14 protein-coding genes are annotated in these 11,736 nt (G+C 60.3%); 12 read left to right on the forward strand and 2 right to left on the reverse strand.

Features of this window, described 5'->3' with window-relative positions; translation table 11 throughout:
• Positions 1-20 precede the first annotated feature (20 nt).
• Genes CR105_RS18220 through CR105_RS18235 form a run of 4 tightly spaced genes read left to right on the forward strand, consistent with a single transcriptional unit; the run spans position 21 to position 4,078 of the window.
• Positions 21-509 carry a CvpA family protein gene (locus CR105_RS18220; RefSeq protein WP_099790808.1) on the forward strand — a complete coding sequence of 163 codons (489 nt, stop codon included), beginning with the start codon at positions 21-23 and terminating at the stop codon, positions 507-509.
• A 41-nt stretch (positions 510-550) separates the two neighbouring features.
• Positions 551-2,071: an amidophosphoribosyltransferase gene (purF, locus tag CR105_RS18225; protein ID WP_099790772.1), complete on the forward strand. Its 1,521-nt coding sequence runs from the start codon at positions 551-553 to the stop codon at positions 2,069-2,071.
• Positions 2,072-2,080: 9 nt separating this feature from the next.
• Positions 2,081-3,325 (forward strand): cystathionine gamma-synthase family protein, encoded by a 1,245-nt coding sequence (locus CR105_RS18230; RefSeq protein ID WP_099790773.1) that lies wholly within the window; start codon positions 2,081-2,083, stop codon positions 3,323-3,325.
• Positions 3,326-3,346: 21 nt separating this feature from the next.
• On the forward strand, positions 3,347-4,078 hold the full coding sequence (locus tag CR105_RS18235) for a tetratricopeptide repeat protein (RefSeq protein ID WP_099790775.1): 732 nt from the start codon (positions 3,347-3,349) through the stop codon (positions 4,076-4,078).
• 21 nt (positions 4,079-4,099) lie between these two features.
• On the opposite strand, the gene lexA is transcribed toward CR105_RS18235, so the two are convergent.
• Positions 4,100-4,735 (reverse strand): transcriptional repressor LexA, encoded by a 636-nt coding sequence (gene lexA / locus CR105_RS18240; protein ID WP_099790777.1) that lies wholly within the window; start codon positions 4,733-4,735, stop codon positions 4,100-4,102.
• A 263-nt stretch (positions 4,736-4,998) separates the two neighbouring features.
• Here lexA and CR105_RS18245 point away from each other — a divergent pair, with 263 nt between their 5' ends.
• The 8 genes from CR105_RS18245 to CR105_RS18280 all read left to right on the forward strand — a co-directional run bounded on the left by CR105_RS18245 (position 4,999) and on the right by CR105_RS18280 (position 10,416).
• Positions 4,999-5,454: a DUF29 domain-containing protein gene (locus CR105_RS18245; RefSeq protein WP_180288232.1), complete on the forward strand. Its 456-nt coding sequence runs from the start codon at positions 4,999-5,001 to the stop codon at positions 5,452-5,454.
• A 148-nt stretch (positions 5,455-5,602) separates the two neighbouring features.
• Positions 5,603-6,010 carry a 30S ribosomal protein S6 gene (gene rpsF / locus CR105_RS18250; RefSeq protein ID WP_099790779.1) on the forward strand — a complete coding sequence of 136 codons (408 nt, stop codon included), beginning with the start codon at positions 5,603-5,605 and terminating at the stop codon, positions 6,008-6,010.
• A gap of 42 nt (positions 6,011-6,052) precedes the next feature.
• Positions 6,053-6,346 carry a primosomal replication protein N gene (gene priB / locus CR105_RS18255; RefSeq protein WP_099790781.1) on the forward strand — a complete coding sequence of 98 codons (294 nt, stop codon included), beginning with the start codon at positions 6,053-6,055 and terminating at the stop codon, positions 6,344-6,346.
• A 32-nt stretch (positions 6,347-6,378) separates the two neighbouring features.
• Positions 6,379-6,669: a 30S ribosomal protein S18 gene (gene rpsR, locus CR105_RS18260; RefSeq protein WP_008450941.1), complete on the forward strand. Its 291-nt coding sequence runs from the start codon at positions 6,379-6,381 to the stop codon at positions 6,667-6,669.
• Between the two features lie 26 nt (positions 6,670-6,695).
• Positions 6,696-7,148, forward strand: a complete 453-nt coding sequence (gene rplI, locus CR105_RS18265; protein WP_099790783.1) for a 50S ribosomal protein L9 — start codon at positions 6,696-6,698, stop codon at positions 7,146-7,148.
• Positions 7,149-7,311: 163 nt separating this feature from the next.
• Complete coding sequence (locus CR105_RS18270; protein WP_099790785.1) at positions 7,312-8,697, forward strand: replicative DNA helicase; 1,386 nt, start codon at positions 7,312-7,314, stop codon at positions 8,695-8,697.
• A 67-nt stretch (positions 8,698-8,764) separates the two neighbouring features.
• Entirely contained in the window at positions 8,765-9,391 is a 627-nt protein-coding gene (locus CR105_RS18275) for a DUF47 domain-containing protein (RefSeq protein WP_099790787.1), read from the forward strand.
• A gap of 14 nt (positions 9,392-9,405) precedes the next feature.
• Entirely contained in the window at positions 9,406-10,416 is a 1,011-nt protein-coding gene (locus CR105_RS18280; protein WP_099790789.1) for an inorganic phosphate transporter, read from the forward strand.
• A 170-nt stretch (positions 10,417-10,586) separates the two neighbouring features.
• Here the strand turns inward: CR105_RS18280 and CR105_RS18285 are convergent, their stop codons facing one another.
• The gene (locus tag CR105_RS18285) at positions 10,587-11,378 is read right to left on the reverse strand and encodes a glutaminyl-peptide cyclotransferase (RefSeq protein ID WP_229413995.1); all 792 of its coding nucleotides are present in this window, start codon (positions 11,376-11,378) and stop codon (positions 10,587-10,589) included.
• Positions 11,379-11,736 lie beyond the last annotated feature (358 nt).

Below are 11,736 nucleotides of genomic sequence, written 5' to 3' on the forward strand. Positions count from 1 at the left end.
CAAACCAGGGCATGCCGGGCGTGACCATTTTCGATTACTTGGTATTGTTCGTTCTGTTGGCCTCGGTGGTAATCAGCACCATGCGCGGCCTGGTCAAGGAAATCCTTTCGCTGGTCAGCTGGGTGGTCGCCTTTGTCGTGGCCAACCTGTACGGCGCGACCCTAGCGCCGATGTTGCCGGCGATGATACCTGGCGAGGCGGTCCGCCTGATGGTTGCCTTCGTGGCGCTGTTTATCGGCGTGCGCATTCTGATGGGCCTGCTGATGCTGGCCGTCGACGCGCTCATCAAGGCGAGCGGCCTTGGCCTGGCCGACCGCGGCCTTGGCGGCCTGTTCGGCTTGGCGCGAGGCATTGTAATTGTGCTGTTCGGCGTCATACTGTGTGGCATGACGTCGATCCCGCAACAGGATTTCTGGCAAAACGCGTTGCTCTCGCCACTGGCGGAAACCGGAGCGCGCACCGTCAAACCTTTCTTGCCTGCTGCGTTGACGCAGCACGTGCGTTTTTGAACCAATTTTCAATATCGGCTGTTCAGTCTTAGGAGCACACCATGTGTGGCATCGTCGGCGTCGTCTCGCATAATCCCGTCAACCAGGTCCTCTACGACGCATTGCTGCTGCTGCAGCACCGCGGCCAGGATGCGGCGGGCATTGCAACCAATCACAGCAGCATGTTTTCGATGCACAAGGCCAATGGCCTCGTGCGCGACGTGTTCCGCACTCGCAACATGCGTTCACTGCAGGGCAATTCCGGCATCGGCCATTGCCGCTACCCGACCGCAGGCTCGTCGAGCGAAGAGGAAGCGCAGCCGTTCTACGTCAACGCGCCGTTCGGCATTACGCTGGCGCACAACGGCAACCTGACCAACCAGGAAGAACTGAAGCAGGCGCTGTTTCAGAACGATCGCCGCCACATCAATACCGATTCCGATTCGGAAGTATTGCTCAACGTGCTGGCCCACGAAATCCAGGAATCGACCACCGGCTATTCGCTCGATCCGGACGCCATCTTCAAGGCGGTTGCCATGGTGCACAAGCGTGTGCGCGGCGCCTACGCGGTGGTGGCGCAAATTGCCGGCCACGGCCTGCTGGCGTTTCGCGATCCGTTCGGCATCCGCCCGCTGTGCATCGGCGTCAACGAGACCGACGAAGGCAATGAATACCTCGTCGCCAGCGAGTCGGTCGCGCTCGAAGGCATCGGCTTTCGCTTCCTGCGCGACATCGCGCCGGGCGAGGCAGTGTTCATCGACAACGACGGCAAGTTGCACCAGCGCCAGTGCGCCGAGAACCCGTCGCTCAACCCGTGCGCGTTTGAATTCGTCTACCTTGCGCGCCCCGACTCGATCCTGGACGGCGCCTCGGTGTACGCCACGCGCCTGAAGATGGGCGAGTACCTGGCCGAGAAAATTCGCAAGGAATTTTCCGCCGGCGAAATCGACGTCGTCATGCCGATTCCCGATTCGTCGCGCCCGGCCGCGATTCAGCTCGCCCTCAAGCTCGGCATCGAATACCGCGAAGGCTTCATCAAGAACCGCTATATCGGCCGCACCTTCCTGATGCCTGGCCAGGCGATCCGCAGCAAGTCGGTGCGCCAGAAGCTGAACGCCATTGGCTCCGAATTCAAGGGCAAGAACGTGCTGCTGGTCGACGACTCGATCGTGCGCGGCACCACCAGCCGCGAGATCGTCCAGATGGCGCGTGAAGCGGGCGCCCGCAACGTCTACTTCGCCTCGGCCGCGCCGCCGGTACTGTTTCCGAACGTGTACGGCATCGACATGCCGACCCGCGGCGAACTGATCGCTTACGGGCGCAGCAACGAAGAAATCTGCCGCGAGATCACCGCCGACAAGCTGGTGTACCAGGACGTCGACGCGCTCAAGCGTTCGATTTCGGATGTCAACCCGGTGCTGCAGAACTTCGAGGCATCTTGCTTTGACGGCGTCTACGTTACCGGCGACGTCACCCAGGATTACCTCGACCGCCTCGAATTTGCCCGCCACAATCCAAAGCAGGAACCAGCCGAGGACGCTGGCCGCACCCAGCTCAACCTGACGCTGGCGACGGCGGAATAGGGCGGCATCGTGAGCGAGAAGAAACAGTTCGGTTTTACGACGGCCATCCTGCACAACGACCGGCAAAAGCCGATCGAGCACGGTTCGCTGCACAAGCCGGTGCACACGTCGGTCGCGTACGGCTACACGGACGCGCGCCAGCTGGCATCGGTGTTTCAGGGCAAGGAGCCGGGGTTTCGCTACGGCCGCCAGGGCAATCCGACGGTGGCGGCGCTCGAAGACAAGCTTACTCGCATGGAAGACGGCGTGTCGACCTTGTGCTTTGCCACCGGCATGGGCGCGATCGGCGCGGTGTTCCAGGGCCTGCTGCGCGCCGGCGACCACGTGGTGTCGTCGGCCTTCCTGTTCGGTAACACCAACAGTCTGTGGCAGACGGTCGGCGGGCAGGGCGTCGACGTCGCGTTTGTCGATGCCACCGATGTTGCCAACGTCGCAGCGGCGTTGACGCCGGCAACGCGCATCGTGTTCGTCGAAACGATCGCCAATCCGCGCACCCAGGTCGCCGACCTGGCGCGCATCGGCCAGCTGTGCCGCGAACGCGGCATCCTGTTCGTCGTCGACAACACGATGACGACGCCTTACCTGTTCCGGCCGAAGTCGGTCGGCGCCGGCCTGGTCGTCAACGCGCTGACCAAGTCGATCGGCGGCCACGGCATTGCGCTCGGTGGCAGCCTGACCGATACCGGCGAGTATGACTGGAGCAACTACCCGCACATCGCCGCCAATTACAAGCGCAACCCGCCGGCGCAGTGGGGCATGGCGCAGCTGCGCGCCAAGGGCCTGCGCGACTTCGGCGCGTCGCTCGGCCCGGAAGCTGCGCACCACATCGCTGTCGGCGCCGAAACGCTGGCGCTGCGCATGGAACGCAGCTGCGCCAATGCGCTGGCGCTGGCACGCATGCTCGAGGCTGATCCGCGCGTGGCGGCGGTGCATTATCCGGGGCTGGCGTCGCATCCCCAGCATGCACTTACGAACGAACTGTTCCGCGCCGCCGGCTCGCTGTTCAGCTTCGAGCTAAGCGATGGCATCGACTGCTTCGACTACTTGAACCGCCTGCAGATCGGCATTCCCGCGAGCAACCTGGGCGACACCCGCACCTTGGTCATTCCGGTCGCTCACACCATCTTTTACGAAATGGGCGCCGAGCGCCGCGCCAGCATGGGCATCGCCGAGTCGCTGATCCGCGTGTCGGTCGGCATCGAAGACACGGCCGACCTGCTGGCCGACTTTCAGGGCGCATTGCCTTCGCTGTAAAACTACTCTGTCGAGAACAACATGAAAAAGATCGTGCTCTGCCTCACCCTGGCGTTCGCCAGCCTCGCCCACGCCGACGAGCTGGCCGATGCCAACGCCTTGCTGCAGAAGAAGGCGTATCCGCAAGCGCTGCAGTTGTACACCAAGCTGGCCAATGCCGGCAACGCCGAAGCGCAATTGCAGCTCGGGCAGATGTACTGGTATGGCGAGGCGGGCTCGATCGACCTGGTGAAGGCGGACGCGTGGCTGAAGAAGTCGGCCGCGAAGGGCAACAAGACCGCCGCCGCCTCGCTGGAAGTGATGAAGCAGCGCGAGCTTCGCCGCGCCGATATCGATTACTGGGTGTCCAAATACGATGGCGCCGACCTAAAGGCCGGCAAGTTCCATTGCCCTGCGCCGCGCATACCGGCGGTATCGAAGGTGAACGAGGAGATCAACCGCATTGCGGCGGCCATGACGGCCTGGCAGGATTGCTACAACGCCTTTGTGGTGAACCTGAATGCCAGCGCGCCGCTGACCAAGCGCATTCCGGACGACATTTCAAAGTTGCTCAACAAGCAGGAACTCGAGACCGCCACGGCCTACCTCGGCGAACTCCATACGCGCATGGGCGCCGATGCCAGCATCAGCGCCAAGCTGCTGCTGGCCGATTTTGACGCATGGCGCGCCGCCACCGATAAGTTTGTCAAAGAGCACAATGAGCTCGTCAAGAGCATGCCCGCTGTCATACCCAAGCGCAAGTACGACAACTAGGTCCTGGCCAGGCCACCTGGCCTAGTGCCAGGTGCGCATCAGTCCGACGGCGAGGCCTTCGAGGGTAAAGTCGTCCACCGCCGGATCGACCTTGATCACCTTGAAGTCCGGATTTTCCGGGAACAGCTCGATCAGCGATCCGGTTTTCTTGTAGCGCTTGACGGTAACGTCGTCGCCGATGCGGGCGACCACGATCTGCCCGTTTTTCGCGGTATCGACTTTTTTCACGGCCAGCAAGTCGCCATCCATGATGCCGGCGTCGCGCATCGACAGGCCGCGCACCTTCAGCAGGTAATCCGGCTTCGACGCGAACATGGCCGGGTCGACGCTGTAGGTGGCCTCGACGTGTTCGAGCGCCAGGATGGGCGAGCCGGCGGCAACGCGGCCAACCAGCGGCAACGCCATCATCAAGGTCGGCGGTGGCATCGGGATTGCCTCGACGGCCGGACCGATCAGGCGGATGCCGCGCGACGTGCCTGGTGAAATCTCGATGGCGCCTTTGCGCGCCAGCGCCTGCAAATGCTCCTCGGCGGCGTTGGCCGACTTGAAGCCCAGCTCGGCGGCAATTTCCGCGCGCGTCGGAGGAAAGCCGGTGTTTTCGATTGCTTCCCGGATCAGGTTGAGGATCTCTTCTTGCCGTGCGGTGAGCTTGATCATTGGCGTTGCCCGAAGGCTGGTTATATAAACAGACTGTATTTTTGTACAGTATTTCGTCCAATGCAAGTAAAAGTTCACAAAAAAGGGGTCAGACGCGGTTTTTGTCCGATTTCGCGCATCAAAAAGCGGCTGCGTGACGCTGGACTGAGATTTCGTTGGGTGCTAATGTGGACTTTGTAAGGCGGCAGCCATGTTGGAACTCAAGTCAAATGAAGCGGCGTGCTCACAATGTGAACACGGTTTTTACAGAGAGGTCGCGCACCATGTTGGAACTCAAAGCGAAAAACCAGTCGAGCACTGATCATGAGATGGATCTGGCGCTTTGGTACGCGCGTCAGGCCGAGTTATTGCGCGAATCCCGTTTCGACCAGCTCGACGTGAACAACCTGATTGATGAACTGGAAGCCGCGGTGGGAAACTTGCGCAGGGAGTTGAGCAGCAGAATAGAGGTTTTGCTTACTCACTTACTGAAGTGTCAGTTTCAACCCCAGCGTATTTCGCGCAGCTGGTTAAATACCCTCGACGAGCAGCGGTCGCAAATCGCCAAGCTCCTCGATGAAAATCGTAGTCTGGGTCCAGGTGTGACGGACGTAGCCGCGAAAGTGTATCCCCTCTCAGTGCGCCGTGCGGTTACCCAGACAGGGCTGCCTCGCAGCACCTTCCCCTTGCTCAATCCGTATTCGAAGGATCAGCTGTTCGACTTCGATTTCGTGCCTTGAGGCGCTAAAAGCCACGGTTAGCCGGTCGGTTCACGGCCGGCGCTTGCCCGATCTGCCCATTCCGCGCTATAATTGCCGGCTTTCCCTTCCCACACTCGTCTTGACGCCGAGGTGGGCTTTTGTTTTAAACGTCCCTAAGGAGTTATGCATGCGTCATTATGAAATCGTTTTTATCGTCCACCCGGACCAAAGCGAGCAAGTCCCGGCGATGATCGAACGTTACAAAGCCAGCGTCACTGCACGCGGCGGTAACATTCATCGCGTCGAAGACTGGGGCCGTCGTCAGATGGCTTACTCGATCCAGAAGCTGCCAAAAGCGCACTACATCTGCCTGAACATCGAATGCGACAACGAGACCCTCGTGGAACTCGAAACCGCGTTCAAATTCAATGATGCCGTGCTGCGTCACCTCACCGTCAAGTTGAAGAAGGCTGAAATCACGCCGTCGCCGATGATGAAGTCGGTACAACGTGAAGACGCAGCCAAGAGCCACCGCTCGGAAGCGCCAGCTCCTGCAGCCGCTCCAGCAGCAGCACCAGCCCCAGCAGCTGCCTGATTTTTGGTAAGAGACCCTCAGCTGGCGAAGTGAATCACACCAGTGAATCAACTTCAGTTTGTAGCCTCAATTTCGGAGCGCGACGTATTGCGCTATACCCCGGCCGGCGTGCCGATCGTGTCCGCCACCCTGACGCATAGTTCGCAGCAGGTGGAAGCAGGGGTAGGCAGGTTGACCGAGTTTGAAATCACCGCGTTCGCCGCGGGCGAGATTTCAGGCCGGTTCTCCCGGGCCGAGTTAGGCGCAGCGCACCAGTTCACCGGTTTTCTGGCCAAGAAGAGTCGCAGTAGCAAAGCGTTGGTGTTTCACATCATTGATTTTAGTGCCGCCGCCTAAGCGGAGCACATTTTTAGATACAGGAGCCTCAAATGGCATTCGGTAAAAAGTTCGACAAGAACAAGCTCAAGCTCAAAGAAAAACGCAAACAACAGAACCCACTGTTCAAGCGCAAGAAATTCTGCCGCTTCACCGCAGCAAACGTCGAGCAGGTCGACTACAAAGACGTCGACACCCTGAAAGACTTCGTCCAGGAAAACGGCAAGATCATGCCAGCACGCCTGACCGGTACCAAGGCGCACTACCAGCGCCAGGTTGACACCGCCATCAAGCGCGCCCGCTACCTCGCGCTGCTGCCTTACACCGACCTGCACCACGCTTAAGCGTTGCAGAGAACCTGGAGAAATATATGCAAATTATTCTGTTAGATAAAGTCGTCAACGTCGGCAACCTCGGCGACGTCGTCAAAGTCAAGGACGGTTACGCACGTAACTTCCTGATCCCGCAACGCATGGCTCGCCGCGCAACGACCTCGGCAATCGCCGAGTTCGAAGTCAAGCGCGCTGAGCTGGAAAAAGCTGCTGCAGCCAAGCTGGCCGCATCGCAAGCCCAAGGCGAGAAGCTGAGCGGCATGACCATCTCGATCGCGCAAAAAGCGGGCGTCGATGGCCGTCTGTTCGGTTCGGTCACCAACTTCGACATCGCTGAAGCGCTGACGAAGCAAGGTTTCGCTGTCGAGAAAGCACAAGTTCGCATGCCGAACGGCCCGCTGAAGACGACCGGCGATCACGCTGTTGCAGTCGCACTGCACACCGACGTCGTTGTCGACATCACCATCGCTGTCGTCGGCGAAGCTGCTTAAATATCGCCTTCGTCGCGCGGGCCATGGGCCCGCGAGATGACGCCATAATGCCGGGTTATCCGGTCAAGAAGCCGGGTACATCCCGGCTTTTTTACGTCTGTACCGAAGCGATTTCTCGCCGATTATTGCAGCCTGTTCATCCGGAGCGGGTATAATTCGCGCCATGAACGCCCCTTCCGATCCGCAAGTCGACGCCATCCGTATTCCGCCGCATTCCATCGAAGCCGAGCAGTCCGTCATCGGCGGCCTGCTGCGCGATAATGCCGCGTGGGACCGCATCGCCGACTTCATGCACGCCGACGATTTCTACCGCTACGATCACCGCATCATCTTCGAGCAGCTCGTCAAGCTGATCAACGCCGCGCGCCCGGCCGACGTCATCACCGTCTACGAGGCGCTCACCAACATGGGCAAGGCCGACGACGTCGGCGGCCTGCAGTACCTCAACGCGATGGCGCAGAACACGCCGTCGGCGGCCAACATCCGCCGCTACGCCGAGATCGTGCGCGACCGCGGCATCCTGCGCAAGCTGATCACCGTGGCCGACGAAATTTCCGGCAACGCGTTCAACCCGCAGGGCAAGGAAGTCAAGCAGATGCTCGACGAAGCCGAGTCGAAGATTTTTGCGATTGCCGAAGAAGGCTCGCGCGGCGCCCAGGGCTGGGTCGCGGTGCAGCCGCTGCTGACGCAAGTGGTCGAACGCATCGACGAGCTCTACAGCCGCGACAACCAGAGCGAGATCACCGGCGTGCCGACCGGCTTCATCGACCTCGACCGCATGACCTCCGGCCTGCAGCCGGGCGACCTGGTGATCGTCGCCGGCCGTCCGTCGATGGGCAAGACGGCGTTCTCGATCAACATCGGCGAGAACGTCGCCATCGACTCCGGCCTGCCGGTGGCCGTGTTCTCGATGGAGATGGGCGGCACCCAGCTGGCGATGCGTATGCTCGGCTCGGTCGGCCAGCTCGACCAGCACCGCCTGCGCACCGGCAAGCTCAACGACGAGGACTGGCCGCGCCTGACGCACGCGATCCAGAAGATGAACGATGCCCAGCTCTACATCGACGAGACGCCGGCGCTCAATTCGATCGAGCTGCGTGCCCGCTCGCGCCGCCTGTCGCGCCAGTGCGGCAAACTCGGCCTGATCATCGTCGACTACCTGCAGCTGATGACCGGCAACCAGCCGGGCGACAACCGGGCATCCGAGATTTCCGAAATTTCGCGTGGCCTGAAGGGCCTGGCGAAAGAACTGCACTGCCCGGTGATCGCACTGTCGCAGCTGAACCGTTCGCTCGAGCAGCGCCCCAACAAGCGGCCGATCATGTCCGACTTGCGCGAATCGGGCGCAATCGAGCAGGATGCCGACGTCATCATCTTCCTGTACCGCGACGAAGTGTACAACCCGGACTCGCCCGACAAGGGCACCGCCGAGATCATCATCGGCAAGCAGCGTAACGGGCCGATCGGCGCCATTCGCCTGACCTGGATCGGGCAATACACCAAGTTCGGCAATTACAGCGGCGGCCTCGCGCTCTACCAGGGCGACTAAAACCAAGAGGGGACGGCGCGACCTGCGGCGTTTCCGAGAAATCTCAGTACGACTAACGGAGAATAATATGTTTGGACGTTTGATGCCCACCGAGGGCAAATTTTTTGACTTGTTTAATCAGCACGCCGCGTTGTGCGTGAAGGGCGCCCACGAAATGGTCGGCCTCATGACCAATTTCGACGACCTGGAAAACCGCACGCATGCGATCGAAAGCATCGAGAAGCAGGCCGACAAGATCACTTACGCCACGGTGGACATGCTGCATAAGACGTTCATCACGCCGATCGACCGCGACGACATCCACAAGCTGATCACCCGCATGGATGACATTCTCGATCTGATGGAAGACGCGGCCCAGACCGTGTCGCTGTACGACCTGAAGGCGGTCACGCCGGAAGCGAAGCGCCTGGCCGAGCTGTGCCTGGCATGCTGCCAGAAGGTCCAGCAAGCCGTTGGCCTGCTGCACAACATGGACAATTCGCACAAGATCGTCGCCATCTGCGAAGAGATCGACCGCCTCGAATCGGACGCCGACCACGTGATGCGCGCGGCCATGTCGAAGCTGTTCCGCGACGAGCCGGACGTGCGCAACCTGATCAAGCTGAAAGCCATTTACGAAATCCTGGAAACCGTCACTGACCGCTGCGAAGATGTTGCCAACATCATCGAAGGCATCATCGTCGAAAACGCGTAAGCGGAAGCCACTACATGCAAACTCTTCAAATGAGCTTATGGGTGCTGGTGATGCTGGTGGCGCTGGCCCTGATTTTCGATTTCATGAACGGCTTCCATGACGCCGCCAATGCGATCGCGACGGTGGTATCGACCGGCGTACTGAAACCGCAGACCGCAGTCGCAATGGCGGCAGTGTTCAATTTTATCGCCATTTTCGTCGTTGGCCTGAAGGTGGCGGCAACCGTCGGCAAGGGCACGATCGATCCCGCCGTGGTCGATCAGTACGTCATTTTTGGCGCGCTGGTGGGCGCCATCATCTGGAATCTGATCACCTGGTACTACGGCATCCCGTCGTCGTCGTCGCACGCGCTGATCGGCGGCCTGGTTGGCGCTGCGGTGGCCAAGTCGGGCACCGGCGCGCTGATCGGCAGCGGCCTGCTCAAGACCGTGCTGTTCATTGTCATTTCGCCGCTGGTTGGCTTTCTGCTGGGCTCGATCATCATGGTGCTTGTGTCGTGGCTATTCGTGCGCTCGACGCCGCGCAAGGTCGACACCTGGTTCCGCCGCATGCAGATGGCGTCGGCTGCCGCCTACAGCCTCGGTCACGGTGGCAACGACGCGCAAAAGACCATCGGTATCATCTGGATGCTGTTGATCGTTGCCGGCGTTTCGACCAAGGCTGACGCCGCACCGCCGATGTGGGTGATCATTTCGTGCTACACGGCGATTAGCTTCGGCACCTTGTTCGGCGGCTGGCGCATCGTCAAGACGATGGGCCAGAAGATCACCAAGCTCAAGCCAGTTGGCGGTTTTTGCGCCGAGACCGGCGGCGCCATCACGCTGTTCGCCGCGACCGCGATGGGCATCCCGGTATCGACCACCCACACCATCACCGGCGCCATCGTCGGCGTCGGCTCGGCGCAGAAGATGTCGGCCGTGCGCTGGGGCGTTGCGGGCAATATCGTGTGGGCGTGGATCTTCACGATCCCGGCATCGGCCTTCATGGCCGCGATCGCCTGGTGGATCGGCACCCACGTGATGTAATCTGCCCGTTGGCCAGCAAAAAAGGGGGAAAGGCTCAGCAGCCTTTCCCCCTTTTTTTACGTTCAAGGGAAGGATAGAGCGGACCACCTTCCTTCCGTTACATGATGATTTCCCGCGAAGGCGGGAATCTATGCTGACGCCGCATCACCGAAACAAACGCTGTGCACTGTTCAGCGCTTCCGCTCCACCAGCTCAATCTCGAACAGCTTGGGCCAATGCTTCCCGGTGACAAACAGCCGCCGCCGGCTGGCATCCCACGCAATGCCATTGAGCACATCATCAGGCCCGGCTTTCCAGGCCGGATCCTGCAAGCCCGTCAAATCGATCCAGCCAACCACATTGCCCGACACCGGATCAATGCGGGCGATCACGTTGGTTCCCCAGACGTTGGCAAACAGCTGTCCCTCGACCCATTCCAGTTCATTCAGGTTGGGCACCGGCTTGCCGCCCGCGCTGACCTGGATACGCTTGGTTTCCTTCAGCGTCTTCGGATCGAGCAAGCGGATGGCCGGGGTGCCGTCGCTCATGAACACTTGCGTGCCGTTGCTTGCAAGTCCCCAGCCTTCGCCCTCGTACGTAAATTTGCGTTTGACCTTGAGCGTCTTGGCGTCATGCACGAAGCCGACCTTTGACTGCCAGGTCAGGCTGACGATGTCATTGCCGACCGGAGCGATCCCCTCACCGAAAAACTCCGGCGCCAGGTCGAGCTTTTGCAGCACGCGCCCAGTTTCAAGCTGAACCCGGCGGATCGTCGACTGGCCCTTCATGCCGGTGCTTTCATACAGCGCGCCGTCCTTGATGAACAGCCCCTGTGTGAATGCCTTCGTATCGTGCGGGTAGGCGTGCTTGACCATGAAGCTGTAGACCGGGATCGCCGCCTGCGCGCTGCCCAGACCCAGCACTGGCAAGGCGAGGGCGCCAAGTAGGAGCCGGATGAATGCAGCGTGATTAATCTTCTTCAATTCGCGCCTTTAATGAATGATGAGTGCTGCAAGACTCTACCCTAAATTGTGCAGAGAGGCGCTACTCCGGCTTCGCAGTTCCCGGCCGCATTTCTTGCGTTAGCTCAATTTGTCGAAACGCAAGAATTCCATACTATCCAACTTCGTCGTGCCACCTGCGAATGGACGTACATATGGATATGTTAAGGGAAGGTGCTGCGGCGTTCGCAGCCTTGCTCAGCGAGCCGCAAGCGGTGGCCGTCAAGCTAGTTGTCGCCTAATATAGTCGTTATGCTGCTTTCTTTTGCAGCACGGTTTCCTCTACTCGGGCGCCATCACTGATGGTCTTTTCCGGATTGAGGTGGACGACGGACACTGG

Origin of the sequence: Massilia eurypsychrophila (genome assembly GCF_002760655.1) — a bacterium.
Taxonomy (GTDB): domain Bacteria; phylum Pseudomonadota; class Gammaproteobacteria; order Burkholderiales; family Burkholderiaceae_D; genus JAFCUW01.

Coding starts and splice junctions, on each gene's coding strand:
- purF (WP_099790772.1), top strand. CDS start 551: ATGTGTGGCATCGTCGGCGTCGTCTCGCATAATCCCGTCAACCAGGTC.
- CR105_RS18235 (WP_099790775.1), top strand. CDS start 3,347: ATGAAAAAGATCGTGCTCTGCCTCACCCTGGCGTTCGCCAGCCTCGCC.
- lexA (WP_099790777.1), bottom strand. CDS start 4,735: ATGATCAAGCTCACCGCACGGCAAGAAGAGATCCTCAACCTGATCCGG.
- CR105_RS18245 (WP_180288232.1), top strand. CDS start 4,999: ATGTTGGAACTCAAAGCGAAAAACCAGTCGAGCACTGATCATGAGATG.
- rpsF (WP_099790779.1), top strand. CDS start 5,603: ATGCGTCATTATGAAATCGTTTTTATCGTCCACCCGGACCAAAGCGAG.
- rpsR (WP_008450941.1), top strand. CDS start 6,379: ATGGCATTCGGTAAAAAGTTCGACAAGAACAAGCTCAAGCTCAAAGAA.
- rplI (WP_099790783.1), top strand. CDS start 6,696: ATGCAAATTATTCTGTTAGATAAAGTCGTCAACGTCGGCAACCTCGGC.
- CR105_RS18270 (WP_099790785.1), top strand. CDS start 7,312: ATGAACGCCCCTTCCGATCCGCAAGTCGACGCCATCCGTATTCCGCCG.
- CR105_RS18275 (WP_099790787.1), top strand. CDS start 8,765: ATGTTTGGACGTTTGATGCCCACCGAGGGCAAATTTTTTGACTTGTTT.
- CR105_RS18280 (WP_099790789.1), top strand. CDS start 9,406: ATGCAAACTCTTCAAATGAGCTTATGGGTGCTGGTGATGCTGGTGGCG.